The organism is Haloferax marisrubri (assembly GCF_001469875.2).
In the GTDB taxonomy this organism is placed as follows: domain Archaea; phylum Halobacteriota; class Halobacteria; order Halobacteriales; family Haloferacaceae; genus Haloferax; species Haloferax marisrubri.
This window is the reverse complement of record NZ_LOPW02000001.1, coordinates 95,079-120,565: the sequence shown is the minus strand read 5'-3', so window position 1 is coordinate 120,565 and position 25,487 is coordinate 95,079. Positions and strand designations below refer to the sequence as shown.

The window sequence follows — 25,487 nt, the reverse complement described above, 5'->3', positions numbered from 1 at the left end:
GGTTTCAGGAAAAGTTGCTTATGGTGGTAGCTGTATCATTGGCGTATGACCAAGCCACACATAGACGCACCCTTCGCTCAGGACGGGTTAGCCGACCCGACCGACGAGCGGTCGAACTGCGGCGTTGGGGCCGTCGTAGACCTTGAAAACGGCGCCTCGCACCGAGTCGTCGCAGACAGCCTCGAACTCCTGGAGAACCTCGAGCACCGCGGCACCACGGGCGCTGAGGAAAACACCGGAGACGGGGCGGGTATCCTGTTCCAACGACCCGACGAGTTCTTCGAATCCGTCCTCGACGGGGAGCTTCCGGACCTCTACGCGGCCGGTTCGGTGTTCATGCCGACCGACGACGAGGTTCGCGAGCGCGTTTCGGCGGTTGTCGAGGACTCGCTGGCCGACCACGGGCTGTCCGTGTTCGACTGGCGCGACGTGCCGACCGACAACACCGACCTCGGCGCGACCGCGCTCGAATCGGAGCCCGACGTCTGGCAACTGTTCGTCGAGCCGACCGACGAGATGTCCGAAGACGAGTTCGACCGGGCGCTGTACGTCGCGCGTCGAGCCGCCGAGAAGGCGGTCGATACCCTCGCTATCGAGGGTGCGGGACGATTCTACGTCTGCTCGCTCGACCGCAAGACCATCGTCTACAAGGGGCTGCTCACGGCCGAACAGCTCCCGAACTACTTCCCCGACCTCGGCGACGAGCGGATGGTGACCGAACTCGCGCTCGTTCACGCGCGGTTCTCAACCAACACGCTGGGCGCGTGGCACCTCGCCCACCCGTACCGCCAGGTCATCCACAACGGCGAGATAAACACCATCCGCGGTAACGTCAACTGGATGCGCGCCCGCGAGACGGACCTCCAGCACGAGGCGTTCGGCGACGACATCGAGACGCTCAGGCCCATCACGAAGGCCGACCAGTCCGACACCGCGAGCGTCGACAACGCGGTCGAACTGCTCCTCAAGGGCGGCCGCGAGCTCCCGCACGTCCTGCGGATGCTCATCCCCGAGGCGTACCGCAACGACGACGCGATGGACCAGGCGCGCCGCGACTGGTACGACTTCCACGCCTCGCTGGTCGAGCCGTGGGACGGTCCCGCGCTCGTCGCGGCGACCGACGGCGACCGCATCGCCGCCGTCCTCGACCGCAACGGCCTCCGGCCGTGCCGCTACGAGGTGACGACCGACGGCCGCCTCATCGTCGCCAGCGAGGTCGGCGCGCTCGACACCGACCCCGCGGAAATCGAGTCCCGCGGTCGCCTCCAGCCCGGCGAGATTTTCATGGCCGACCCCGACGAGGGTCGCGTCATCCCCGACGCCGAGGTGTTCGACTCCCTCACCGACGACAAGTACGGCGAGTGGGTCGACCAACAACAGCGCCACCTCGACGACATCGCCGGCGACGTGGACTCCACCTCGCGCGGACAGGTCGAGTCGCTCCGCGCGACGCAGGCGGCGTTCGGCTACACGCACGACCAGCTCAACCACATGATAGAGCCGATGGCCCGCGACGGCAAGGACCCCGTCGGCTCGATGGGCGACGACACGCCGCTTTCGGTGCTGTCGGACCTCAACCGCCCGCTTTTCACCTACTTCAAACAGCTGTTCGCGCAGGTCTCGAACCCGCCTATCGACTACATCCGCGAGAAGCTCGTGACGAGCCTGGAGTCGCGGCTCGGCTTCCAGCAGAACCTGCTCGACGAGTCGGCCGACCACGCGCGCCAGCTCGTCCTCGACTCGCCCGTCCTCACGGACGCCGAGACGGCGGCCATCAAGGACCTCGACGACGACATGCGGAGCGCCGTCGTCGACATCACCTACGAGCAGGGCGGCGACCTCCGCGAGGCCATCGAGGCCGTCCGCGACGAGGCCAAGGCGGTCATCGAAGACGGCGCGGACATCGTCGTCCTCTCCGACCGCGACATCGGCCCGGACCGGGTCGCTATCCCGAGCCTGCTCGCGACGGGCGCGGTCCACCACAGCCTCGTCCGCAACGGCCTCCGGAACCACGCCGGCCTCGTCGTCGAGTCCGGCGACCCCCGCGAGGTCCACCACCTCGCCACGCTCGTCGGCTACGGCGCGGGCGCGGTGAACCCCTACCTCGCCTACCAGACCATCGAGGACGTCGTCGCCGGCCCCGACGGGGCCGACGAGGGCGAGGCCATCGACGCGTACGTTCACGCGCTCGAAGACGGCCTGCTCAAGACGATGGCGAAGATGGGCATCTCGACGGTCGAGAGCTACCGCGGCGCGCAGATTTTCGAAGCCGTCGGTCTCGACTCCGACTTCGTCGCCGAGTACTTCGAGGGCACCGAAATCCGCACCGAGGGTATCGGCCTCGACGTCATCGAAGAGGACCTGCTGACCCGCCACGCCGCCGCCTTCGGCGCGGACCCGAAGCTCGAACGGCAGGGCGAGTACGAGAATCGCTCGGCCGGCATCCACCACGGCTGGAACCCCCAGACCGTCGGCACGCTCCAGCAGTCCGTCCGCGCCGGCGACTACGAGAAGTACCAGGAGTTCGCCGAACTGGTCAACGACCAGTCGGAACAGCTGAAGGCGCTCCGCGGTCTCCTCGAGTTCGACTCCGACCGCGAGCCCGTGGACATCGACGAGGTCGAACCCGTCGAGGACATCGTCAAGCGCTTCTCGACGGCCGCGATGTCGCTCGGCAGCCTCTCCCCGGAGGCCCACGAGAACAACTCCATCGCGATGAACCGCATCGGCGGCAAGTCCAACTCCGGCGAGGGCGGCGAACCGCCGGAGCGCTTCGGCACCGAAAAGGAGTGTAACGTCAAGCAGGTCGCCTCCGGCCGCTTCGGCGTCACCTCCCACTACCTCTCGTCGGCCGACGAGATTCAGATCAAGATGGCGCAGGGCTCGAAGCCCGGCGAGGGCGGCCACCTCCCCGGCAAGAAGGTAAACGAGATGATCGCCCACGTCCGCTACGCGACGCCGGGCGTCGGCCTCATCTCGCCGCCGCCGCTGCACGACATCTACTCCATCGAGGACCTCAAGCAGCTCATCTTCGACCTGAAGTCGGCCAACCCCGACGCCGACATCAACGTCAAGCTCGTCTCCGAGGCCGGCATCGGCACCATCGCCGCCGGCGTCTCGAAGGCGAAAGCCGACGTGGTCCACATCTCCGGCCACGACGGCGGCACCGGCGCGTCGCCGAAGACCTCCATCAAGAACGCGGGCCTCCCGTGGGAACTCGGTCTCGCCGAGGCCAACCAGATGCTCCGCGCGACCGGGCTTCGCTCCCGCATCCGCGTCTCCGTCGACGGCGGCATGAAGACCGGCCGTGACGTCGCCATCGCCGCCCTCCTCGGCGGCGAGGAGTACATCTTCGGGACCGCGTCGCTCGTCACCTCGGGCTGTGTGATGGCCCGCCAGTGCCACGAGAACACCTGTCCGGTCGGCGTCGCCACGCAGGACGAGAACCTGCGCCGCCGCTTCCCCGGCGAGCCCGACCACGTCATCAACTACATGACGTTCATCGCGCAGGAACTCCGCGAGATTATGGCCGACCTCGGCTTCACCTCGCTCGACGAGATGATCGGCCGTCCCTCCCTGCTCCGGCAGGTCGAGACGGACCACGAGAAGGCCAAGCACCTCGACCTCTCGTCGGTGCTGGCCGAACCCGAGACGGGCGCGCGCCGCAAGACCGAAGACCAGGTCCACGCGGACATCGGGACGCACGTCGACCACAAGCTCATCGACGAGGCCGCGGAGGCCATCGAGAGCCGCGAACCGGTCGTCATCCGCCGCGACCTCTCGAACGTCGACCGCGCGGTCGGCGCGATGCTCTCGAACCGCATCTCCAACGCCCACGGCGGCGAGGGCCTGCCGGACGACACCATCCGCTGCGAGTTCGACGGCATCGCCGGCCAGACGTTCGGCGGCTTCCTCGCCCGCGGCGTCACGATGCGTCTCACCGGGGCCGCGAACGACTACGTCGGCAAGGGCCTCTCCGGCGGCCGCGTCATCGTCAACACGCCCGCCGAGGCCAACTACGAGGCCGCGGAGAACATCCTCATCGGCAACGTCGCCCTCTACGGCGCGACGCAGGGCGAGTGTTACGTCAACGGCCTCGCCGGCGAGCGCTTCGGCGTCCGCAACTCCGGCGTGAAGGCGGTCGTCGAAGGCGTCGGCGACCACGGCTGTGAGTACATGACCGGCGGCGTCGTCGCCGTCCTCGGCGAGACGGGCCGCAACTTCGCCGCGGGCATGTCCGGCGGCGTGGCCTACGTCTACGACCCCGACGACGAGTTCGCCGCGAAGGCGAACACCGAGATGGTGACGCTCGAAGACCACCTCGGCGACAAGGACGAGGCGATGATCACCCGACTCGTCGAGAACCACCTCACGTACACCGACTCCGACCGCGCGGCCGAACTGCTCGACGACTGGCAGTCGGTCCTCGGCGACTTCGTGAAGGTGATGCCCGACGCGTACGCCGAGGTCATCGCCGAAGACGGCCGCGAGGACGTTCGGAACGAACTCCCCGCGAAGGCGGGCGCAATCGTCGACGCCGGTGCCGACAAGGTCGGCGCAGCGACGACGAGCGACGACTGAGGCCGGCGCTCTCGGACCGTAAGCGGGTTCCCGGCACCCGCCACCGATTCTCCCACGTTTTTCACCGCGCGCGCCCTCGACCGAGACATGGACAACGCACTCGTCATCGGCGGCACGCGATTCATCGGCCGCCACCTCGTCTCGGAACTCCTCGACAGCGGCTACGCCGTGACCATCTTCAACCGCGGCAACCACGACAACCCCTTCGAGGACGACCCGCGCGTCCAGCACGTGCAGGGCGACCGAACCGACGACGAGGCGCTCCGGACCGCGAAACTGACCGTCGACCCCGACGCGGTGTTCGACTGCGTGGCGTACAAGCCCGCAGAGGTCGCCTCGGCGGTCGATATCTTCGCCGACGTGGACGCCTACGTCTACATCTCCAGCGGCGCGGCCTACGGAAGCGAGGTCATCCCGAAGCGCGAGGGCGAGACGCCGCTTTGCGACTGCACCGACGAGCAGGCGGCGGACAACTCGGGCGCGAGCTACGGCCCGCGGAAGGCCGAGGGCGACCGGGTCGTCTTCGAGGCGGCCTCGCGGGGCATCAACGCGATGTCGGTCCGCCCCTGCATCGTCTACGGCCCGGAGGACTACACCGAGCGCCTCGACTACTGGATAGACCGCGTGCTGAACTACGACCGCGTCGTCGTCCCCGGCGACGGGACGAACGTCTGGCACCGCGCCTACGTCGAGGACGTGGCGAGCGCGATGCGCGTCGTCGCCGAGGAGGGCGAGGCCGGCGAGGCCTACAACGTCGGCGACCGACGGCTCGTGACGCTCGAAGAGATGGTCGAGGTCATCGCCGACGCCGCGGGCACCGACGTCGAAGTCGTCCACGCGGGCGAGCGCGAACTCGCCGCGACCGACCTCTCGATGGACGACTTCATCCTCTACCGCGACTATCCCCACGTCCTCGCGACGGACAAACTCGCCCGTCTCGGCTGGGAGTCGACCCCCGTCGAGGAGGCGATGCGCCGGTCGGTCGCCGACCACCGCGACAGCGACCGCGACGGCTCCGAACACGACCCCGGCCGCGACGCCGAAGAACGCGTGCTCTCGATTCTCGACACGCTCTGAGGCCTCGACGCTCCGCCTCAGCGGACTGACGTTTGCGTTTGTCCGATGCGCCGACAGCGTCGTCGCTGGAGAAGCAGAGCGCTTCGCTGAGTCGTTTTCTTCGAAAAACGAAGACGACGACCGTGCCGTCGCTCAGTTGAACTGGCCGTCGTGGTCCATCTCGGGGACCTCGTCTTCGAGCCACTCGCGGAACCACTTGACGCGCTTGAGCCGCTGGTGGGCGAAGCTCTGGGCGGTGTCGGTTTCGAGACGCTCGGAGGCGTCGCGGCCGCGTTCGAAGACGCGTTCGACCATCTCGGCGGCGTCCATGTGCGTCCGCGCCTCGTAGCCCATCCGCAGGAGCATCAGCGCGGTGCCGTTCGCCCCGATTTTGTCGAGGATGTCGGCCTCGATGAGACAGCGCGTCTCCAGCGACACGTCCGTCAGCGGCCCCTGATACGAGTGGTCGGAGACGACCTGACACACCTGTTCGAGGAAGGACTCGGGGTAGTCGCCGTGGGTGCTGAGGAACTCGCGAGCGACGCGAGCGCCCTCCTCGGCGTGGACCTCCTGGTCGGCTTCGAGCTTCGAGATGTCGTGAAAGAGGGCGGCGACGCGGACGACGTCCACGTCCGCGCCCTCGCGGTCGGCGATGCGCGTCGCGAGGTCGACGACGTTGAGGATGTGGTTGAACCGGTACTCCGCGGAGTGCCACGGGTACCAGCGCATCCGCCCGCCGTCGTCTTCGTTTTCGACGCTCGCAGAGAGATAGTCCGAGACGAAGCGCTTCATATCCTCGAACTCCGCGTCAGAGACGGCCGACTCTTTGATTTCAACGCCCACGGCAGAACCTCCGTAGGTGTTGGCACGTGCGTATTCTCATTACACGGAATGAGGGTCGTTCCACTCTTAGGCGTTACGACCACCCTGAGTCGCCGGAAGCGGACTCTCGGGCCAACAGACCGGGTCTCGTGGCCGGCGATGTGACTCGGTGCCACATCGGAGAGAGTTAACTCGCCCGGCCGCGTCGTCTCCGCCGTGACCGACGCACGATACCTCGACGACGCGGCGACACACAAGTTCGAGGCGACCGTCGAGACGGTCCGCGGAAGCGACCGCGTCGTCCTCGACCGGACCTACTTCTACCCCACCGGTGGCGGCCAACCGCACGACACGGGGACGCTTTCGGTCGAGGGTGAGCGGTTAGCAGTAACGGACGTACGGAAGCGCGACCGAATCGAACACGTCGTCGCGGGCGACGCGCCCGAACCGGGAACGACCGTCACGGGACGCGTCGACGCGGTGCGGCGGCGCGCCCACAGCCGCTACCACACGGCCCAACATCTCCTCTCTGCGGTCCTCCTCGACGAATTCGACGCCGAGACGACCGGCAACCAACTGTACGCCGACCACGCGCACCTCGACTGCGCCTACGACCGCTTCGACGGCGACGACCTCCAGACCATCGAGACGCGCCTGAACGGCCTCGTCGCGTCCGACCTCCCCGTCCGGTGGTACAGCCTCGACCGCGAGAAGGCCGAGGCGACGCTCGACCCCGAGCGTACTCGACTGCACCTGCTTCCGGACTCGATTCGAGAGGTCCGAATCGTCGAAATCGGCGACGCGGACGACCCCTTCGACCGGACCGCCTGCGCGGGGACGCACGTCTCGGCGACGGGCGACATCGGCGCAGTCTCCGTCACCGGCCGAACGACCCAAGGCTCGGCTCACGAGCGCGTGAACTTCGTCCTCGAATAGCTGTTGGCCCAGGCTGACCGCCCGCGACTACGCCGACTGGGGCGCTTCCGTCCGCGCCCGCGGCTCGCACACCCAACCCTCGCGGACCGGGACTAGCTCGTAGCCCGAATCCCGGAGCAGGGCCTTCGCCGCCGCCTCGTCGTGGCTCCCGCGAGCGTCGTGCAGTTCGAAATACACCGTCGGCCGGTGTTCGCGGAGGACCGCCTCCGCCCCCCGGAGCACGTTCAGGCCGAACCCCTCGACGTCTACCTTCAGGTGGTCCGGCGGTGGGACCGTCCCGGAATCGACGAGCGAGTCCAGCCGCCGCATCGACACCGACGCCGTGTCGACGACCCGCGCCTCCCACGCGCTCGCGTGGTCCCGCGAGAACGAGCCCAGTTCGTCGTAGCTCGACAGGTGGAACTCCCGGGATTCGTCGGCGTCACCGAGGCCGCAGTCGAGCAGGTCCACCCGGTTGTCGAAGTCGTTGACCTCGACGTTCGCCCGCAACTGGTCGACGACCCCGGGGTGCGGTTCGACGGCGACCACCCGCGCGGAGGGTTCGCTGGCTGCGACCGCGAGGGAGTAAGTCCCCGTGTTCGCGCCCACGTCGACCACCACGTCGCCGTCGTCGAGACCGAGCAACAGCGCCTGTAGGAGCACGTCGTTGCCGTGGCGATTGTACAGTTCGTAGCTCCTGAAACTCGTCCGCCCGACGTGTTTCTTCGTGGCGACGAGTCGTCGCTCGTAGTTCGCCCGAACGAGCGCGTAGTGGAGGGAGTACGCGAGGTGACGAGCGGCCGACACCGGGTGCAGCAAAGACACGTTAGTATACTGTCATTGTCCGGTACTAAAAAACGCTCGGCGGGGACGCGACTCGGCGTGTCGTCTGACCGACGCTTCGAGCGTCGAATTGTGGCTACACCACGCGCTCTTCGGGTCGTTTGTCGGAGAAGTTTGAGTAGTCCCGGGCGGATTCGAACCGCCGTCAGCGGCTGTCTTCTCGGCACGCATTGAACCGTGCCAATCCAAAGGCCGCTATGATTGGCCACTACACCACGGGACTGCGCACTCGTCGGTTGTCCGCTGGTAAATGAAAACGCTTCGGTTCCGGTCGGGCGGTGTCGGCGATTAATCGGCGGCTTCCGTCTCCGTCTCGGGTTCTGCGCCGCAGACGTCGAGATATTCGCAGGCGTCCGTCTCGGGGTCGAAACAGTCGGGACACTCGGAGTTACGGTCGATGATGGTGTCCAGTCGCTCCGCGATCATCCCGTCGATGACGGGTTCGAGTTCGCGGGCCTCCGCGCGGAACTCCTCGACGTCGAGGACGTTCGAGAGGAAGCGCTCGATGATGCAGTAGGTCTGGAGCGCGTCGCGGGCGCGGACGATGCCATCGTCCGTGAGCGTGACGCCCTTGTACTTCTCGTGTTCGGCGAGGCCGCGGGATTCGAGTTTGCCGATCATCTCGTTCGCACTCGCGGGGCTCACCTCCATCATGTCCGCGAGCGCGCCGGTGGCCGCCGGGCCGTTCTCCATCTCCTGCAGCAGGTAAATCGCCTTGACGTATTGGTCTGCCGTGTTCATCGTTTCACTCGCGTTCTTCCATGATTCGCGTCACTTCTTCTACGCCCTCGGCTTCCTCATCGCGAATCGCCGACAGCGTCGCGACGAGTTCTTCGCGGTCGATAGAGAACTGTGCGTCGCTCGCCTCGATAGCCTCGATGACGTCGTCGTAGAACTTGTAGGCGGTCTCCTCGTTACAGAGTTGATCGTAGAGAACGCCGTCGAAGTCCTCGGGTTTCGTCTGGCCGTACTGAGCCTCGACGAGCGCCTCGATCTCCTCGAAGGGGACGCTGTCGACCTCCAGTCTGTCGATGACGGCTTCGAGGCGTTCGCGGTGGTCCGCGGACTCCTCGGCGGCGTGCGAAAGCAGGGCTCGAATCTCCTCGTCGAGCGCGTCTTCGTCGAGTTCCTCGTGGTGGTGGTAGGCGCGCGCCTCCACGACCTCTTCGAGGACGATACCGATCTGGAGGAGTCGGGCGAGTTGGTGGTCCGAACTGACCTGGTACCCGACGCTCATGGGCTCGTCCCCCTCAACGTTCGAAGACACGGTCCCGCGGCGTACATACACACTTCTCCGAGAGTAACTGACTTAAGCGGTTCCCTCGCGGGTCGGCGAGACTGCGAAAAAACGGCGGGCGAAGCCGCGCCGCGGAGCGGTCGGACTACCGCAGGCGGGCCGCGATGAGTTCCTCGAGGTCGTCGCGGAACTCGTCGACTGCAATCTCTTCGAGGACGGGCACGAAGAAGCCCTCCACGAGCATGTTACGGGCCTGTTCTTCCGGGATGGACCGAGAGACCATGTAGAAGAGGTCCTCGGCGTCGACCTGCCCGACGGAGGCGGCGTGCGACGCCTCGGTGTCGTGGTTGTTGATGATGAGCTTCGGCGACGCGTCTGCCTCGGACTGGTCCGAGAGCATCAGCGTGTTCTCGCGCTGGTAGGAGTTCGTGCTCCACGCGTCGCGGCCGACGTCCTGGACACCCTCGTACACCGAGCGTGCCTCGTCGTCGAGGACGCCGCGGGTCACGAGGTCGGCCGTCGTGTTCTCGGCTTTGTGCCAGACGCGGGCGTTCACGTCGAGGTGCTGGTCGTCGTGACCGAAGAACGCGCCGACGATTTTCGTCTCCGACGCCTCGCCGTTGAGTTCGGTCTCGACGTCGCTGCGGGTGAGCCGCGAGCCGAGGTTCCCCTCGATCCAGTTGACGGTCGAGTAGGTGTCGGCGTCGGCGCGCTTGAGCGAGTACGTGTACGTCTCCTCGTCGAGGTTCTGCAGGGAGCCGTACTGGACGTACGAGTTCTCGCCCGCGTCGATTTCGACGAGGTTCGAGAAGTACCGCGCGTCGTCGACGCTGTCACCGGACTCGATGGCCTCGAGGATGGTGACCGACGAGGACTCCTCGGTGACCACGAGCGTGTGGCTGAACAGCGACCGAGAGTTCATCTCGGCGCGAATCTTCACGTCCTCGGCGTCGACGCCCTCGGGGACGTAGATGAACGTGCCCGTCGTGAACAGCGCCGCCGAGAGGGCGGTGAGGTAGTTCGACTCGGGGTCGACGACGGAGCCGAAGCGCTCCTCGATGAGGTCGCCGTACTCGGAGAGCGCCTCCGTGAAGGGGAGGACGACGACGCCCTCGGGCGACTCGCGGGTCGTCTCGTCGGCCTGGTTCAGCGGGTCGACGAGCGACTCGAAGTCGAGCGCTTCGAGGTTCGTCCAGCGGCGACCGGGCGTCTGGATGACGTCCGGCAGTTCGAGCTCGTCGAGTGCTTCGAGGGCTTCGAGGCGGGCCTCGAGGAGCCACTCCGGCTCGTCCCGTGCGTCCGAAATCTCTCGTACCGTCTCTGCGGACAGGTTTGCGGGAAGTTGCGCACTCATTGGTTATCCGAGGCTACCCTCCATCTCGAGTTCGACGAGTCGGTTGAGTTCGACCGCGTACTCGATGGGCAGTTCCTCCGTGATGGGTTCGATGAACCCGGAGACGATCATCTGCTTCGCGTCGTCGTCGTCGAGACCGCGCGACTGGAGGTAGAAGATGTCCTCGTCGCCGATCTTGCCGACGGTCGCCTCGTGGGCGACGTCCACCGTGGACTCGTTGATCTCCATGTACGGCATCGTGTCCGAGGTGGACTCGTTGTCGAACATGAGCGCGTCACACTCGACCGCGGTCGAGGAGTTCTTCGCGCCGTTGGCGATGTGGACGAGACCGCGGTAGTTCGTGCGGCCGCCGTCCTTCGAGATGGACTTCGACTCGATGGTCGACTTCGTCTCGGGGGCGTTGTGGTACACCTTCGCGCCGGTGTCGATGTTCTGACCCTCGCCCGCGAAGGCGATGGTGATGTGGTTGTCGGAGGCGCCGCGGCCCTTCAGAATCGAGGCCGGGTAGAGCATGGTGGCCTTCGAGCCCATCGAGCCCGAAATCCACTCCATGCGGCCGCCCTTCTCGACGATGGCGCGCTTGGTGTTGAGGTTGTAGGTGTTCTTCGACCAGTTCTGGACGGTCGAGTACTGGACGTGGGCGTCCTCGCCGACGAACACTTCGACGCCGCCGGAGTGGAGGTTGAACGCGGAGTACTTCGGGGCCGAACAGCCCTCGATGTAGTGGACTTCGGAGCCCTTCTCCGCGACGATGAGCGTGTGCTCGAACTGGCCCATGCCCTCGGAGTTCATGCGGAAGTACGCCTGCACCGGCATCTCGACCGTCACGTCCTCGGGGACGTAGACGAACGAGCCGCCGGACCAGATCGCGCCGTGAAGCGCCGCGAACTTGTTGTCGCTCGGGGGGACGCACTTCGTCATGAAGTACTCCTTGACGATGTCTTCGTGCTCCTGGACCGCCTGGTCCATGTTCATGAAGACGACGCCTTTCTCCTCCCAGCGCTCCTGCATGTTCTGGTAGACGACTTCGGACTCGTACTGGGCGCCGACGCCCGAGAGGGCGTTCTTCTCGGCTTCCGGGATACCCAGTTTGTCGAAGGTGTCCTTGATGTCGTCCGGCAGGTCGCGCCAGTCGTCGACGCCGCCGCGGACTTCCACGTCGGGTCGGATGTACGGGACGATCTCGTCCACGTCGACCTCGGAGAGGTCAGGCTGGCCGGGCCAGTCGGTCGGCATCGGCATCTTCTGGTACTGCTTGAGCGCGCGAAGGCGGCGCTCGAGCATCCATTCGGGCTCGTCTTTGTCCTCCGAGATGACGCGGATGGTCTCTTCGTTGAGACCCTTCTCGGCCACGAACGCGGCCTTCTGCTCCTTCTTGAACTCGAAGCGAGCTTCCGTGTCTGTCTCTTTGAGGTGGTCTTGGTCGGAACTCATGATGTTGGGGGATTACGCGGCTTCGTACACTTCCTCACGGACCCAGTCGTAGCCTTTGTCTTCGAGTTCGGACGCGAGCGACGCGTCGCCGCTCTTGACGACCTTGCCGTCCAGCATGATGTGAACGTGGTCCGGCTCGACGTATTCGAGGATACGCTGGTAGTGAGTGATCTGGAGGATACCCGTGCCCTGCTCGTCGCGCAGCGCGTTGATACCCTTCGAGACGTCCTGCAGGCGGTCGATGTCGAGACCGGAGTCGATCTCGTCGAGAACCGCAATCGACGGTTCGAGAATCGCGGCCTGAAGGACCTCGTTTTGTTTCTTCTCGCCGCCGGAGAAGCCGGCGTTGAGGTAGCGCTGCATGAACTTCTCGTCCATGTCGAGAAGCTCCATCTTCTCTTTGAGGAGCTTCTGGAACTCGGCGACGCCGACTTCGCCGTCGTCGACGTTACCCTCCATCGGGGAGGTGTCGTAGCCGGCTTCCTCTTCTTCTTCCTCGTCGTCCTCGCCGAAGAGGAGCTCCTCGCGCTCGTCGATTTTCGCGTTGAGCGCGGTGCGGAGGAAGTTCGTCATGGTGACGCCCTCGATTTCCGCGGGGTACTGGAAGCCGAGGAAGATACCGAGCGCGGCGCGCTCGTTCGGTTCCAGTTCCAGAAGGTTCCACGTGCGGACGTCGTCCGGAATTTCGAGGTCGCCGAAGTCGTCGTCCTCCAGGTGGAGGAGGATTTCGCCGTCGGTTACTTCGTAGGCGGGGTGGCCGGCGATGATTTTAGAAGTCGTAGACTTGCCGGACCCGTTGGGACCCATCAGTGCGTGGATCTCGCCGGATTTGACTTCCAGGTCGACACCTCGCAGAATCTGCTCACCGTCTTCCTCCGCGACTCGTGCGTGGAGGTTCTTGATCTCGAGAGTTGCCATCGTTGGTTCGTTGCCTCGTACTCGAAGGGTGGGGAGTATCGCCCATAATGCTTGCGCATTCACCCCCGCCACCTTTTGTAGAAAGAAAATTTGTTTTCAAATCCGCAAAAAATCACGCCGGTTCGCGACGCGCGTCCGGGTTTCGGACAGCCGAACGACGTTACGGCGCCGCCACCTATGTAACCGAATATAGTTTCGTTAGTTGTCGGCGAGAGCGGTCACATGAAGCTCCCGAGACCGGTCTGTTCCTGCCCGCTTTTCACCTCGTCCCACGACATCCCGAGCGCCTCGATGACGCGGGAGATGGGCCCTTCGAGCGTTTTGTTGAGCATCGTGTCCCAGTCGACTTCGAACGCCTCGGGAATCTGGTCTGCGTACTCGAAGCAGATGACGTCGGGGTCGCGCTTGAACTCGCGGTAGAGGTCGTCGACCTGCGGGTCGAACTCGCCGGTCTCCATCTCGCGGAACCACGACGGGTGGACCTTCTTGAGATAGACCCGTTTCGGCTTCGACCCGCGGCCGAAGTTCGTCCCGAGGAAGGCGTTTGCGTACTGCGCCCCGCGGACGTGCGCGGTCGGCGTCTCGTACGCCGAGAGGCGCTTGCCGATGCCGCCGGGGATACCGGCCTGTTCGAGCGGCAGGTTCCCCGCCTCGAAGTCCGTGATGATGCCGTGGAGGTAGTCCTTGATGACTTCCGTCTCCTCACCGTGGACGATCATGTCGATGACGTTCTTCTGGACTTCTTTGGTTATCTGCGCGATGTCCGACCGTTTGTACTCGAAGCCCGTGATGTCGATGTCGTCGACGTCTTTGCCCTCCTTCCAGACGATGTGGCCCGCGTAGCGCTTCTTTTTCCCCGCCTGGAAGAACCGCCGGTAGAGCTTCTCGAACTCGATTTGGAAGCGGTGTTCGTCCGCGCCCAACTCGTCGCGCGCGAAGTCGTCGTAGGCGGCGTTGATGTGCTCCTCGATGTCGAACGACTGCTCGATGGCTTCTTCTTTCGACACGTCCGGGCCGAGTTCGAGCATGACGCTGTCGGTGTCGCCGTAGGCCACGTCGTAGCCGATTTGGTTCGCGGCCTGCTCCGTGAACTCGATGACCTTCCGCCCGGTCGCCGTCACCGCCGCGCCCATCTCCTTGTCGTAGAGGCGGAAGCGGTCCCAGCCCAGCACGCCGTACAGCGAGTTCATGATGACCTTCACCGCGGCCTGCTGGCGGTCGAACTGCTCGTACTGCGACGAGCCGGGGTTGTGGGAGTTCCGAAGCGACTTCTTTTCCTCCCGCTCGGTGAGGAGTTCGTCGACCATCTCCCGAATCATGCCGTCGGGCTCCTGCTGGAAGTGCGTCCCGTTGGGCGCGCGGAACATCTCGCCGTCGTAGCTCTCGGGGTCGACTTTCGTCTCCGGCGAGGCGTTGATAGTCACCATACACATCGGGTACAGCGACTTCAGGTCGAGCACCGTGACGTTCTCCTTGACGCCGGTGATGGGGTCGAAGACGGCACCGCCCTCGTAGTCTTCCGACTCCTGTTTGCCCTTCGAGGGGAGCGCGAACTCGCCGTGGACCTTGTGGAGGACGTAGATGTCGACGGTGTCGCCGGGCGTCGGCGCGTCTTCGAGCTTACAGCCGACGAACGTCCGCACCTCGTCCCAGAAGGCGATGATGTCCTGTTTCCGGTCGATTTCGACGCACAGTTCCACGTCGCGGAGGTTGTACTCGAGCAGGCGTTCGGGGTCTTCCTCCCAGAGGTCGCCGATGTCGCCCGAGTAGCGCTCTTTGCCCGCGTCGAGTTCGAGTTCGCCCACCGCGTCGAGCCGGTAGGACTCGAGTTCGGTGAACTGGGTGCGCTTGTAGGCGTACAGCAGGTCGAAGACGACGCGGCCCTTGATGTCCGGGCCGCCCCAGCCGCCGCGCCAGACCTCGCCGAGCCGCGACATGCGGTTGTAGTCGAGGTTCAGGTCGGTCCTCCTGTCGACTTCCTCCAACCGGTCGAGGAAGTACGGCGCGTCGAAGTCCTCGAAGTTCCACCCCGTGAGCACGTCGGGGTCGGTCTCCTCGATGTACGAGAGGAAGGCGTCGAGCATCGCGGCCTCCTCGTCGAACGTCCTGACTTCCACGCCCGCGTCCTCCCCGAGGAACTCGTAGTTCGGCAACGAGTCGGGGCGCTTGCCGAGGCCTTCTTCGGCAACGGCGTGCCAGACGACGTACTCGTCGCGGTAGGAGTCGTGGCTGGTGAGGCAGATAATCGGCTCCTCGCCATCTTCGGGGAAGCCGTTCCGGTCGTTGACCTCGATGTCGAAGGTGTTCACCCGGAGGTTCGCGTCGACCTCCGCGGGCGTGACCTCCTGGTGGGGAATCTGAATCGTCCCGTCGTCGAGGCGGCGCTCGGGGACGCGGACGCCGCCTTTGATGTCCTTGTCGATGAGTAGCCGGTTCGGAAAGAGGATGTCCGCCTCGTAGTGGTCGAACTCGTCGCGAATCTGGCCGACGTCGCGGGGAGTGCGGCCGAAAATCTTCGTCAGTTCCTCGCCGCGGATGCTCTCGTAGCCGTCCTCGGTACCGGTGATAACGTCCTTGTCGAGCGCATCGTCGTCGAGACTGGCGGTGGGCGCGTAGAAGTACGGCCGGAAGCCGAGCACGCGGACGTGTTCGGTCTCGTCGTCCGCCGTCCGACCGAAGATGTGAATCACCGGGTACTCGTCTCGGCCCGCGCCCTCGATGGTGTAGTCGACCTGCGAGACGGCCAGTTCGACCGTCCCGTCCGGGTCGGGAAACCGCACCTCGTCCGTGTCGATGACGTCGGAGACGTGCTGGCCGGCGTCGCCGGCGACGATGGCGGCCTCCTCGTCAGGCCGCGCGTCGCCCGCGCCGTCGGCGTCGTTCCCCCCGAAGTCGGTCAGACCCGTCTGCGTCATGCCAGTCGCTTCGATGGCGCGGCTAAAAACCCCGGCGTTTCCACGAACCGCACCCCGAACCACGGAAAGACATTTATCCATGTGTGACATTCCTTGTCACACGATATGACCGACCACGCAACTCCGGAGCGGTGGGATGGCACGATCGACGGCGACGGACCGACTGGTCCGACAGGAGCCGAGACGATCGAATCCTACGATATCGACGGTGGCGTGGTGTTCTACGACGCGGAGAACCCACTCGCGTGGGTCGAGGCCTCGCGCTCGATGCGCCTCGACGACTGCGCCTGACTCGGCCGAAACGGACACTTTTTCTCGGCACGGCGTCTCGACGCGAGCGTGACGGACGACGAGTGCCGCGAGGGGACGCCCGCCGACGCGACCGACGGGAACGACGACGCGGAGCGTCCCTCGTCGGACATGGCCTCGAAAATCGACCCCGAAAAACGGTGGGGCGACCCCGAGGCCCGCTGGGACCCGGAAACCCGCTGGGGGAACCCCGAGAAGGAACTCCCGACGATTCCCCGCGTCCGCATCCCCGGCGAAGACGCCGACGACGGCGACGACGACCCCGATGGCGATGGTGACGACGCGCCGGAGTTCTCTCCCGACGTGAACCCCGAGGTCGCCCGGTTATTCTGGGCGAGCGTCGTACTGGCGAACGTCGGCCTCGCGGGAATCACGGTCGGCCCGATGCTCGTCTACTTCCGCGGCGACACGCTTCTCGGCGGCGGCCTGTTTCTGTTCGGCGCGGTCGTGCTCGTCCGCGTTTACTCCATTTATCGGGAGTTCAAGCGAGGGGAGTGGCGGGACGGCGAGGACAGCGACGAGAGTGACGACGGCGACGAGGACGACGGTGACGTGAGCGCTCCCGACGAAGACGCTCCCGAGCGCAACCGCTAACAGTCGCCGCGCCCTTCGCCGAGACATATGCGAACCGTCCGCGGGCCAGACGGCCGGACGTACCTCCTCGTCAAGCAGTCGAGCGACGCCAGTCGCGTCCGCGACCCCAAGACCGGCGAGGAACGGTACCTGCCGAACGACGACCTCGAAGCCGTGAGCGGCGAGTCCCCGCTCGAAACCGCCGCGCGCGCCGTCCCCGAACCGGTCCGGAAAATCCTCGTCGCGGTCCCGACCGAGCGCGGACTGGGCCTGCTCGTCGACCTCGTCGACCGCGGGCCGCTTCCCGTGGTCGACCTCCTCGGGGCCTACGACCTCTGCGAGAGCGACCTCCACGGCCTCCTGACCGAGTTCCGAGTCGCCGGTCTCGTCGCCGAGACCACGGTCTACGGGGAACGCGGCTACGAGGCGACCGACGCCGCGAAAGAAGGGGTCGAATTACTGCGGGCGAGCGAATAGCGAGCGAATAGGGTATCGCCGCGGACACGAGCGACCTCAGTCGTCCGCGAGCGCGCTCTCGACGGTCGGCGCGTCGGTCCGCTCGACCGTCGAGCGGTTCGTCGTCGGGTTCTTCTCCACGCGGACGAGGTCGTCGGCCGCGCCGACCAGTTCGTTGTCGTGGCTGACGATGAGAATCTGCTTGACGCCGCGGTTCTGCATGTCCTCGACGAGGTCGACCAGCCGCGAGACGTGGCCGTCGTCGAGGAAGACCGTCGGCTCGTCGAGGATGAGCGGCGGGAGCGGGGCCGCGCCGTCGATTCCCTCCGCGAGGAGCCGATAGATGGCACACCGGAGGCTGAGGTTGAACAGGGCGCGCTCGCCGCCCGAGAGCTGTTCGGGTTCGAGTGCGGTGCCGTCCTTCTGGAACACCGTCAAGCCGTACTCGCCGTCGAGTCGGATGCGCGAGTAAGCGTCGTTGGCGTAGACGAGGTCGAACGTCTCGTTGAGCATCCGTTCGAGCACCTCGACGTTGCGCTGGCGAAGCTCCGCCCGGAGGTCGCCGTAGGTCGATTCGAGCGTCGAGACCTCGTCGTGGAGCGATTCGAGGGCGTCCACGCGCTCGGCGAGGCCGTCGCGGCGCTCTCGGAGGTCGCCCAACTGTTCGAGTTCGGCCTCGACGCCACCGACGCGGCTCTGGAGGTCGTCGCGCTTCTCACGCAACTCGGGCAACACCTCGTCTTCGACCCGTTCGAGGTACTCCGCGGCGTTCCGTTTGCGCTTCTTCGCCCCCTCGACCGCCTCCTCGTCGACCGTCTCGCGGAGTTCGTCGCGGCGCTCGCGGCGCTCGCGGAGGTGTTCGCGGCGCTCGCGGTTCACCTCTGCGAGCGTCTCGCGTTTCTCGCGGAGGCGGTCCCGAGCGTCGATTTTCTCGGCCCGCGTCTCGACCAGCGATTCGACGCGGTCGAGTCGGTCGCGCCGCTCGTCGAGGGATTGGAGGTCTGATTCGAGCGATTCGACCGTCTCAGCGACTTCCTCGGCCCGCTCGGCCTGCGTCGTCGCGGCCTCGCGTTTCTCCTCGGCTTCGGCTTCGAGTTCCGCGGCCGCCTCGCGCTTTTCTTCGGCGGCCTCGCGGCGGCTCTCGACGGTCTCCTCGCGGTCGGCGATGCGTTCTTCCACGAGGTCGAGTTTGTCGCGCTGGGTGCTCGCGCGGTTCTCGATTTCGACCAGCGCCTCGGCCGCCTCGACAGCCGCAGAACGTGACTCGACGTCCGATTCGAGCGATTCGCGGTCGGCCTCCAGCGACTCGACCGCGGCCTCGCGCTCGCTGATGGCGTCGACGTGGGGCGACCCCTCGACCGGCTGCCCGCACTCGGGACACTTGCCCGCGTCGCGGAGACGCTCGGCCTCGGCGAGGCGCTCGCGCGCGTTCTTCAGTTCGGTCTCCGTCTCCGCGAGCGACTCGCGGGCGTCGGACCGCGCCTCACGCCGTTTTTCGAGCAGGTCTGCCGCCTCGCCGAGTTCGACGGGGGCGTCTTCGAACCGGGCCTCGGCGTCGTCGAGCGACGACCGAAGCTCCGCGCGCGTCTCGCGGAACGATTCGAGTTCTCGCTCGGCGTCGGCGGCGGCCTCCGCGTCGGCGGCGGCGGCCTCGCGTTTCTCCTCGGCGCGCGATTCGAGGTCGTCGGCGCGCTCGGCGAGCCGCTCGGCCTGCGTCTCGAACGCCTGCGTCCGCGTCCGCGCCTCCGAGAGGTCGTCGCGGAGTTCCGCCTCGCGCTCCGAAAGCGCCTCCCGCGCGTCGGCTATCGCCTCGTCGCTCGCGTCGTCGAGGTCGGCCCGGGCGAGGGCGTCGTCGATGTCAGATTCGAGGTCGTCGGCCGCAGCGTCGAGTTCGCGGATACGCTCCGAGAGGTCGTCGCGCTTCGTCTCGTCGGCGGAGATTTTCGCGGTCAGGTCCTCGATTGCCGCTTCGACCTCGTCGAGGCGCTCCCGCTTTTCGGCGTGTTCGTCGAGCGTCGCCTCGGCGGCGTCGAGCGCCGACTTCGCCTTGTCGCGCTGGCCCTCGTAGTTCGAAATCTGCTCGTCGAGGGAGTCGAGTTCGGATTCGAGCGCGTTGAGCGTCGCGTGGAGGTCCGCGTCCTCTTTGGCCTCGATTTGCGACTCGACGTCTTCGAGGACGCTCCGTTTGCTCGTCAGCACGTCTTCGACCCCGAGGCGGGCGTTGCCGGCCCGCTCGCGGTACGTCTCGAGCTTTCCGAGTTGGAGGAGGTCGTCTATCATGTCCTGCCGCTGGCTCGGCGTCGCGTTGATGAGCTTGTTGACCTCGCCCTGCTGGACGTACGCGCAGTTCACGAACGCCTCGGCGTCCATCCGCAGGAGCGACGCGACGTGCCGGCGAACGTCGCGCGCGCCCTCGACGGTTCCCTCGGGACCTTCGAGGACGCACTTGGCGGTGGTCGCGCGGTCGCCGGAGACGCGAATCCGGCGGTCGATGCGGTACTCGCCGCCGTCGTGAACGAATTCGAGCGCGATTTCGGCGTCGTCCGCGCCCGTGGTCACCACGTCTTCGAGCGTCCCCGCGAGCGCCTTCGAGCCGTAGAGCGCGAAGAAGCACGCTTCGAGGAGCGACGACTTGCCGCTGCCGTTGACGCCGTGGATGACCGTGACGCCGTCTCGGAGGTCGAGTTCGGCGTCCTCGTAGGGCTTGAAGTTCCGGATGGCGACGCGGGTGAATCTCACGCGAAATCACCCAGCGAGCTGTCGCGGCTCGCCGCCGGGTCCGCGGCGGCCTCCGAGTCGGATTCGGTCGTCGTCTCGGCGTCGGATTCGGCCGTCGTCTCGGCGTCGGATTCGGTCGTCGTCTCGGCGTCGGATTCGGTCGTCGTCTCGGTCCCAGACTCGGACACTTCTTCGGCAGCTTCAACGTCTTCAGCGACCGCCGCGTCTTCGACGCCCTCCGAATTCTCGTCCTCGCCCTGGGCGTCGCCGTCGCGCTCGGCGGCGACGAAGGCGTCGGGGTCGTCCGAGAGAAGCGACGCGACGCGCTCGCTCACTTCGTCGCGGACGTTCGAGTCGGCGACCTTGCTCGCGCGGACCGTCTCGTCCACGTCGAGGGCGGCGCTCGACAGACCCATCTCGCGGACCCGCTCGCGCACCGCGTCGTCGGGGTCGGCGAAGGTCACGTCGGTTGCCAGTTCGCCGTCGTCGTCGATGTCGCGCTTGTCGTTGACGCGGGCGACGAGCGCGCCCTCCTCGACGGCGAACGACTCGACCGCCGCGGGGGTGACGGTCTCGCCCTCGCCCCGCAGTTCGACGATGACGACCGCGTCTTCGAGGTCGAACTCGCGGACGCGCTGGCGGACGCGCTCGATGCCCTCGTCGCCGGCGAGGTCGACCTCGACGAAGGCGAACGGGCGCGTTTCGAGGGTTCGACGGCGGATATCGACCTCGTCGGGCGTGAACTGGACGAGGTTGTACCCGCGCGGTTCGCGCTCGCTCGCGCTCGCGCGCTCGGTCGACCCGCAGTAGGTCACCCACGTCCCGTCGAGTTCGGCGGTGTCGGGGACGTGGTTGTCGCCGAGGAGGACCGCGTCGAAGTCGACGTTCGACTCGGCGAGAACGGTTTCCGTCTCCCAGTCGGCGTGCGCGAAGGGCGTAAACAGGCCGTGGGCGACGAGCACCGCGCGCTCGGCGTCGACGGGGTCGAACTGGTAGTCGAGTTCGTCGCGTCGGGAGCGCGGCACGTGGTCGAGGCCGTAGAACGCCACGTCGCCGACGACGTGCGGGTCGCGCCCGAGTCTCGTCGCCAGTCCGAGGCGCTCGAAGAGGTCGAGCCACTGGCCCCCGCGGGTCGACTCGTGGTTGCCGACGATGGCGAGGAAGGGAATCCCGGCGTCGTCGAGGCGGCGGAGCGCGGCGAGCGTCCCGAGGAGGTCCGGGAGTTCGGGACGGCGGTCGTGGTAGAGGTCGCCCGCGTGGACGACGGCGTCCACGTCCCCGTCGAGCGCGTCCGCGACGACCCGTTCGAAGGCGTCGAGGAAGTCCTGGCGGCGCTCCGGCGAGTGGTACTGCTGATACCCGATGTGGGTGTCGCCGGTGTGTATCACCCGTGTCATCTATCAACCGGTTCGCCACCGCCGCTGAAAACGGTTGTGCGACCGGAGCGAAAGTGGTCTGCGTCCCGCGGTCGTCCCCGAGCGGCGCGGAAACCCCGCGCCGACTCGTCGGCCGCGCCGCCGAGCGCGCCGCGTAGCCGGTCGAGGGCTGCGAGGAGTGACCGCCCGCTACGCGCGCAGTCGTGGTGTCCGCGTCGCGCGGCCTCGCCGACCGCTCGACGGAGCGTCAGTTCGCCACCATCGGAGAGAAATCGCGCGGCAGAGTGGAGCGATTGAAACGCGCTTCGCGCGTCGGCGACGACCTCGGCGGGCGGGCGCGACCCGGACCGGTCGTCGACATCGGCATCGGCGTCAGCGTCGGCGAGCGCGGAGAGGGCGCGGCCGACGTCGTCGGGAGCGGGCGAAGACATGCGACGACGTGGCCGCGCGTTCGGATTTAAATGTTGAGCGTGTAGAGGCGCTTGCGCGCGTCGGAGAACGAAAACCGGGAGTCGACCGCGCCCTCGTCTTCCAGCCGGGAGAGCGCGTAGCGGACGGTGCGCGGGGGCAGAAGTGACTCCTCGGCGATTTGGCTCTGGGTGAGCGTGTCCTCGTAGTCGAGAATCTTCGCGACCAACTTCGCGCTCGGGGGCATGTCCCGAACCGATTCCCACCGGTCGTCTGACTGGGGCTCGGACTCGCGTTCGACTGCTTCCGTAGTGCTCATCGTACGAGACACCATGCAATGCTATTAGATAATATTTGCTATCCAGATTTATTACTGTGAGAAATTTATGTGACGCACGTCAGACTCGTCATCCGGGCGGGAGACGCCCCCTAGGCGGCGAATCCCTCACACACCCGAAGCCTCTTATGAACCTGCACCCTATGCCGGATGATGACCGATACTGTGGACGACGTCGATCTCCCCTACGATAAGGACTCGGCGTCGCAGCAGGAGAAGATCACCGCCCTTCAAGAGCGGCTCGAAGTTCTCGAAACGCAAAACGAGGAGATGCGCGACAAGCTCCTCGACACGAACGCCGAGAACAACAAGTATCAACAGAAGCTCGAGCGGCTTACCCACGAGAACAAGAAGCTCAAGCAGTCGCCGCTCTTCGTTGCGACGGTTCAGGAAATCACCGACGAGGGGGTCATCATCAAGCAGCACGGTAATAACCAAGAGGCCCTCACCGAAGTGACCGACGAGATGCGCGAGGAGCTCGAACCCGACGCGCGCGTCGCCGTGAACAACTCCCTTTCCATCGTCAAGCGACTCGACAAGGAGACGGACGTCCGGGCGCGCGTGATGCAGGTCGAACACAGCCCCGACGTGACCTACGAGGACATCGGCGGACTCGAAGAGCAGATGCAGGAGGTCCGCGAGACGGTCGAGATGCCGCTCGACCGCCCCGAGATGTTCGAGAAGGTGGGCATCGACCCGCCGTCCGGCGTGCTCCTCTACGGCCCGCCGGGGACCGGGAAGACGATGCTCGCCAAGGCCGTCGCCAACCAGACGAACGCCTCGTTCATCAAGATGGCCGGCTCCGAGCTTGTGCACAAGTTCATCGGCGAGGGCGCGAAGCTCGTCCGCGACCTGTTCGAGGTCGCCCGCGAGAACGAGCCCGCCGTCATCTTCATCGACGAGATCGACGCCATCGCCTCGAAGCGCACGGACTCGAAGACCTCCGGCGACGCCGAGGTCCAGCGCACGATGATGCAACTGCTCGCCGAGATGGACGGCTTCGACGAACGCGGGAACATCCGCATCATCGCGGCGACCAACCGCTTCGACATGCTCGACCCCGCGATTCTCCGCCCCGGCCGGTTCGACCGCCTCATCGAGGTTCCCAAGCCGAACGAGGACGGCCGCGAGATAATCTTCCAGATTCACACCCGGAAGATGAACGTCTCCGACGACGTGGACTTCGTCGAACTCGCCGAGATGGCCGACAACGCCTCCGGTGCCGACATCAAGGCCATCTGTACGGAGGCCGGGATGTTCGCCATCCGCGACGACCGCACGGAGATATACATGCAGGACTTCCTCGACGCCTGGGAGAAGATTCAGCAGGAAGCCTCGGACGAGACGGAAGTCTCCCGCGCGTTCGCGTAATCGACGCGAGTCGCGATTCGTTCCGTTTCGGCTTTCGATTCCGTATCTCACTTTTCGCGCGACGCCGACCGCCGAGTGACTACGCGGCGAACGCGACGTACGGAAGGACGAACAACGCGAGGAACATCGCAGTAAGGATGAGACCGTACCCGCCGAGCGTCGCGGCCGCGGTCAGCCACGATTCGCGCCGGCCGGGAAGTTCGAGCGTGGACATGCTCGGTCGGTCGCGGTCGTGTATCATAAATCGTCGGGTTCACGCGGCCGCGTCGGACGCCTCACCGGGCGGCGTCGGTCAGGCGGCCGAGTCGGTCGAATCGCTCGGCTCGGCGGGTGTCGTCTCCGACGCGGGCCCCATCAGGTAGCCGCCGAACCCGATGAACCACAGAAGTACCGGGTAGGCGACGTAGCGCTCGATACCGCCCGCGCCGAGGAACGAAAGCGGGTGCGGGAGACCGAGGAGGCCGAACGCGAAGATACTCACCAAGAGGGTGAGGACGAAGCCGCCAACCGCGACCGAGAGGTAGCGGAACGGCGTCTCGATGACCCGCGCGGCGACGACCGCCGAGAGACCGCCGGCGAAGAACGTCAGGAGCGCGGACAGCCCGTGCATCGGGGCTTCGCTCCCGTCGAAGATACCCACGCCGAGGACGCCGAGGCCGAGCGCGGCGATGGCGGCGGTGACGACACGGTCGCGGAACGCCCGGTGTGCGAAGTAGCTCGCGCCGAGGACCAACAGCCCCGAAAGTATCATCGTCGCGTTGAAAATCGTCGCCGACGGCTGGAGGATGACGCTGTTGGGCGGCCTCGTCGCGCCGAGGTCGCTTATCTCCTGTACGCCCGCGTTGTAGCTGGGGTAGAACGCCTCGGCGGTGATGATTCCCATGAGCGCGAGCAGGCCGAACGCGAACAGCATCGCGCCGGCGACGTACCGCTCGCGCTGGGAGCCGTGTGCGCCCGGCGTCTCGGTGATTCGTTCGGTTCGCGTCTCGGTCGGCGGACTGCCGTCCCGTCGGGACTCGGTGGTCGGTGTCATCGTACTCACTCCGTTCTTTGAGACGCTTGACGCGTCGATAACACCGACCGCTGGCTCTTAGACCGCGAGAATCCGGAGAGTCAGGAATCCGCACCCCTCGCCCCAACCCGAACGACTGAAACCGACCGGGTCGCACCCACAGGTATGGGCACGCCACTCGAAAGCCGCGAGGCGCAAGCCGAGGAGGTCCTCGACCGACTGTACGAGGAGTACCCCGACACCACCATCTCGCTTTCCTACTCGAATCGCCTCGAACTGCTCATCGCCGTCATGCTTTCGGCGCAGTGTACCGACGAGCGCGTCAACAAGGTCACCGCGGAGCTGTTCGAGAAGTACGACGACGCCGCGGACTACGCCGCCGCCGACCAAGAGGAGCTGGCCGACGACATCAGCTCCATCACCTACTACAACAACAAGGCGAAGTACATCCGCTCCGCGTGCGCGGACATCATCGAAAAGCACGACGGCGAGGTTCCGGACACCATGTCCGCGCTGACCGACCTCGCCGGCGTCGGCCGGAAGACCGCGAACGTCGTCCTCCAGCACGGCCACGACATCGTCGAGGGCATCGTCGTCGACACCCACGTCCAGCGGCTCTCGCGTCGCCTCGGCCTGACAGAGGAGGAGTACCCCGAGCGAATCGAGGAGGACCTGATGCCGGTCGTCCCCGAGCGCGACTGGCAGCAGTTCACGCACCTGTTCATCAGCCACGGGCGGGCCGTCTGCGACGCGCGCAACCCCGACTGCGACGCGTGCGTGCTCGAAGACGTCTGTCCCTCGTCGAAGCGCGACCACGACGTCGACCTCGCCAGCGGCGAGGCGTGGTGACCG

The 25,487-nt window shown here is 66.2% G+C and carries 22 protein-coding genes and 1 tRNA gene; 9 read left to right on the top strand and 14 right to left on the bottom strand.

Features of this window, described 5'->3' with window-relative positions; all coding sequences use genetic code 11:
• Positions 1-45 precede the first annotated feature (45 nt).
• Complete coding sequence (gltB, locus tag AUR65_RS00595) at positions 46-4,581, top strand: glutamate synthase large subunit (protein ID WP_058565877.1); 4,536 nt, start codon at positions 46-48, stop codon at positions 4,579-4,581.
• A gap of 87 nt (positions 4,582-4,668) precedes the next feature.
• Complete coding sequence (locus AUR65_RS00590; RefSeq protein ID WP_058565876.1) at positions 4,669-5,658, top strand: NAD-dependent epimerase/dehydratase family protein; 990 nt, start codon at positions 4,669-4,671, stop codon at positions 5,656-5,658.
• 132 nt (positions 5,659-5,790) lie between these two features.
• On the opposite strand, the gene AUR65_RS00585 is transcribed toward AUR65_RS00590, so the two are convergent.
• A complete protein-coding gene (locus AUR65_RS00585; protein WP_058565875.1) occupies positions 5,791-6,480 on the bottom strand; it encodes an HD domain-containing protein in 690 nt (229 codons plus the stop codon).
• A gap of 195 nt (positions 6,481-6,675) precedes the next feature.
• Here AUR65_RS00585 and AUR65_RS00580 point away from each other — a divergent pair, with 195 nt between their 5' ends.
• Entirely contained in the window at positions 6,676-7,395 is a 720-nt protein-coding gene (locus AUR65_RS00580) for an alanyl-tRNA editing protein (RefSeq protein WP_058565874.1), read from the top strand.
• 27 nt (positions 7,396-7,422) lie between these two features.
• Here the strand turns inward: AUR65_RS00580 and AUR65_RS00575 are convergent, their stop codons facing one another.
• From AUR65_RS00575 to AUR65_RS00540, 8 genes are all read right to left on the bottom strand, one after another.
• The gene (locus tag AUR65_RS00575; RefSeq protein ID WP_058565873.1) at positions 7,423-8,181 is read right to left on the bottom strand and encodes an FkbM family methyltransferase; all 759 of its coding nucleotides are present in this window, start codon (positions 8,179-8,181) and stop codon (positions 7,423-7,425) included.
• Between the two features lie 155 nt (positions 8,182-8,336).
• Positions 8,337-8,440, bottom strand: a tRNA-Gln gene (locus AUR65_RS00570).
• A gap of 65 nt (positions 8,441-8,505) precedes the next feature.
• A complete protein-coding gene (locus AUR65_RS00565) occupies positions 8,506-8,958 on the bottom strand; it encodes a metal-dependent transcriptional regulator (RefSeq protein ID WP_004044074.1) in 453 nt (150 codons plus the stop codon).
• A 4-nt stretch (positions 8,959-8,962) separates the two neighbouring features.
• Positions 8,963-9,454 (bottom strand): rubrerythrin, encoded by a 492-nt coding sequence (locus AUR65_RS00560; protein WP_058565872.1) that lies wholly within the window; start codon positions 9,452-9,454, stop codon positions 8,963-8,965.
• A 145-nt stretch (positions 9,455-9,599) separates the two neighbouring features.
• Positions 9,600-10,808, bottom strand: coding sequence for a Fe-S cluster assembly protein SufD (gene sufD, locus AUR65_RS00555; protein ID WP_058565871.1), 1,209 nt, complete (start codon positions 10,806-10,808; stop codon positions 9,600-9,602).
• A gap of 3 nt (positions 10,809-10,811) precedes the next feature.
• The gene (sufB, locus tag AUR65_RS00550) at positions 10,812-12,242 is read right to left on the bottom strand and encodes a Fe-S cluster assembly protein SufB (protein WP_008577757.1); all 1,431 of its coding nucleotides are present in this window, start codon (positions 12,240-12,242) and stop codon (positions 10,812-10,814) included.
• Between the two features lie 12 nt (positions 12,243-12,254).
• Positions 12,255-13,160, bottom strand: a complete 906-nt coding sequence (gene sufC, locus AUR65_RS00545) for a Fe-S cluster assembly ATPase SufC (RefSeq protein ID WP_058565870.1) — start codon at positions 13,158-13,160, stop codon at positions 12,255-12,257.
• Positions 13,161-13,378: 218 nt separating this feature from the next.
• Positions 13,379-16,075: a DNA-directed DNA polymerase gene (locus AUR65_RS00540; protein ID WP_058565869.1), complete on the bottom strand. Its 2,697-nt coding sequence runs from the start codon at positions 16,073-16,075 to the stop codon at positions 13,379-13,381.
• A 105-nt stretch (positions 16,076-16,180) separates the two neighbouring features.
• Between AUR65_RS00540 and AUR65_RS00535 the strand changes: the two genes are divergently transcribed.
• Genes AUR65_RS00535 through AUR65_RS00525 form a run of 3 tightly spaced genes read left to right on the top strand, consistent with a single transcriptional unit; the run spans position 16,181 to position 17,434 of the window.
• The gene (locus tag AUR65_RS00535; RefSeq protein ID WP_058565868.1) at positions 16,181-16,366 is read left to right on the top strand and encodes a DUF7331 family protein; all 186 of its coding nucleotides are present in this window, start codon (positions 16,181-16,183) and stop codon (positions 16,364-16,366) included.
• A 48-nt stretch (positions 16,367-16,414) separates the two neighbouring features.
• Positions 16,415-16,978: a DUF7322 domain-containing protein gene (locus AUR65_RS00530; RefSeq protein WP_058565867.1), complete on the top strand. Its 564-nt coding sequence runs from the start codon at positions 16,415-16,417 to the stop codon at positions 16,976-16,978.
• Between the two features lie 27 nt (positions 16,979-17,005).
• Positions 17,006-17,434: a DUF7346 family protein gene (locus AUR65_RS00525; protein ID WP_058565866.1), complete on the top strand. Its 429-nt coding sequence runs from the start codon at positions 17,006-17,008 to the stop codon at positions 17,432-17,434.
• A gap of 36 nt (positions 17,435-17,470) precedes the next feature.
• On the opposite strand, the gene rad50 is transcribed toward AUR65_RS00525, so the two are convergent.
• Together rad50 and mre11 are read right to left on the bottom strand one after the other, a co-directional pair.
• The gene (rad50, locus tag AUR65_RS00520) at positions 17,471-20,152 is read right to left on the bottom strand and encodes a DNA double-strand break repair ATPase Rad50 (protein ID WP_058565865.1); all 2,682 of its coding nucleotides are present in this window, start codon (positions 20,150-20,152) and stop codon (positions 17,471-17,473) included.
• Positions 20,149-21,528, bottom strand: coding sequence for a DNA double-strand break repair protein Mre11 (mre11, locus tag AUR65_RS00515; protein WP_058565864.1), 1,380 nt, complete (start codon positions 21,526-21,528; stop codon positions 20,149-20,151). The genes rad50 and mre11 overlap by 4 nt, the downstream gene beginning before the upstream one ends.
• 185 nt (positions 21,529-21,713) lie before the next feature.
• On the opposite strand from mre11, the gene AUR65_RS20140 reads away from it, so the two are divergent.
• A complete protein-coding gene (locus tag AUR65_RS20140; protein ID WP_233194304.1) occupies positions 21,714-21,968 on the top strand; it encodes a hypothetical protein in 255 nt (84 codons plus the stop codon).
• On the opposite strand, the gene AUR65_RS00505 is transcribed toward AUR65_RS20140, so the two are convergent.
• Positions 21,965-22,234, bottom strand: a complete 270-nt coding sequence (locus AUR65_RS00505; protein WP_004972579.1) for a helix-turn-helix domain-containing protein — start codon at positions 22,232-22,234, stop codon at positions 21,965-21,967. The two genes, AUR65_RS20140 and AUR65_RS00505, sit on opposite strands and share 4 nt — an antisense overlap.
• Positions 22,235-22,405: 171 nt before the next feature.
• On the opposite strand from AUR65_RS00505, the gene pan1 reads away from it, so the two are divergent.
• Positions 22,406-23,623, top strand: coding sequence for a proteasome-activating nucleotidase Pan1 (gene pan1 / locus AUR65_RS00500; RefSeq protein WP_058565862.1), 1,218 nt, complete (start codon positions 22,406-22,408; stop codon positions 23,621-23,623).
• A gap of 79 nt (positions 23,624-23,702) precedes the next feature.
• On the opposite strand, the gene AUR65_RS20415 is transcribed toward pan1, so the two are convergent.
• Complete coding sequence (locus tag AUR65_RS20415; protein ID WP_269844085.1) at positions 23,703-23,837, bottom strand: hypothetical protein; 135 nt, start codon at positions 23,835-23,837, stop codon at positions 23,703-23,705.
• A 78-nt stretch (positions 23,838-23,915) separates the two neighbouring features.
• Complete coding sequence (locus AUR65_RS00495; RefSeq protein ID WP_084816374.1) at positions 23,916-24,656, bottom strand: DUF998 domain-containing protein; 741 nt, start codon at positions 24,654-24,656, stop codon at positions 23,916-23,918.
• A gap of 144 nt (positions 24,657-24,800) precedes the next feature.
• On the opposite strand from AUR65_RS00495, the gene nth reads away from it, so the two are divergent.
• Positions 24,801-25,484 (top strand): endonuclease III, encoded by a 684-nt coding sequence (gene nth, locus AUR65_RS00490; RefSeq protein ID WP_058565861.1) that lies wholly within the window; start codon positions 24,801-24,803, stop codon positions 25,482-25,484.
• Positions 25,485-25,487 lie beyond the last annotated feature (3 nt).

Excerpts from the sequence above, each read along its gene's own strand:
- gltB (WP_058565877.1), top strand. The coding sequence starts at position 46 with ATGACCAAGCCACACATAGACGCACCCTTCGCTCAGGACGGGTTAGCC.
- AUR65_RS00590 (WP_058565876.1), top strand. The coding sequence starts at position 4,669 with ATGGACAACGCACTCGTCATCGGCGGCACGCGATTCATCGGCCGCCAC.
- AUR65_RS00565 (WP_004044074.1), bottom strand. The coding sequence starts at position 8,958 with ATGAACACGGCAGACCAATACGTCAAGGCGATTTACCTGCTGCAGGAG.
- AUR65_RS00560 (WP_058565872.1), bottom strand. The coding sequence starts at position 9,454 with ATGAGCGTCGGGTACCAGGTCAGTTCGGACCACCAACTCGCCCGACTC.
- sufD (WP_058565871.1), bottom strand. The coding sequence starts at position 10,808 with ATGAGTGCGCAACTTCCCGCAAACCTGTCCGCAGAGACGGTACGAGAG.
- sufB (WP_008577757.1), bottom strand. The coding sequence starts at position 12,242 with ATGAGTTCCGACCAAGACCACCTCAAAGAGACAGACACGGAAGCTCGC.
- sufC (WP_058565870.1), bottom strand. The coding sequence starts at position 13,160 with ATGGCAACTCTCGAGATCAAGAACCTCCACGCACGAGTCGCGGAGGAA.
- AUR65_RS00540 (WP_058565869.1), bottom strand. The coding sequence starts at position 16,075 with ATGACGCAGACGGGTCTGACCGACTTCGGGGGGAACGACGCCGACGGC.
- AUR65_RS00535 (WP_058565868.1), top strand. The coding sequence starts at position 16,181 with ATGACCGACCACGCAACTCCGGAGCGGTGGGATGGCACGATCGACGGC.
- AUR65_RS00525 (WP_058565866.1), top strand. The coding sequence starts at position 17,006 with ATGCGAACCGTCCGCGGGCCAGACGGCCGGACGTACCTCCTCGTCAAG.
- mre11 (WP_058565864.1), bottom strand. The coding sequence starts at position 21,528 with ATGACACGGGTGATACACACCGGCGACACCCACATCGGGTATCAGCAG.
- AUR65_RS00505 (WP_004972579.1), bottom strand. The coding sequence starts at position 22,234 with ATGAGCACTACGGAAGCAGTCGAACGCGAGTCCGAGCCCCAGTCAGAC.
- pan1 (WP_058565862.1), top strand. The coding sequence starts at position 22,406 with ATGACCGATACTGTGGACGACGTCGATCTCCCCTACGATAAGGACTCG.
- AUR65_RS20415 (WP_269844085.1), bottom strand. The coding sequence starts at position 23,837 with ATGTCCACGCTCGAACTTCCCGGCCGGCGCGAATCGTGGCTGACCGCG.
- AUR65_RS00495 (WP_084816374.1), bottom strand. The coding sequence starts at position 24,656 with ATGACACCGACCACCGAGTCCCGACGGGACGGCAGTCCGCCGACCGAG.
- nth (WP_058565861.1), top strand. The coding sequence starts at position 24,801 with ATGGGCACGCCACTCGAAAGCCGCGAGGCGCAAGCCGAGGAGGTCCTC.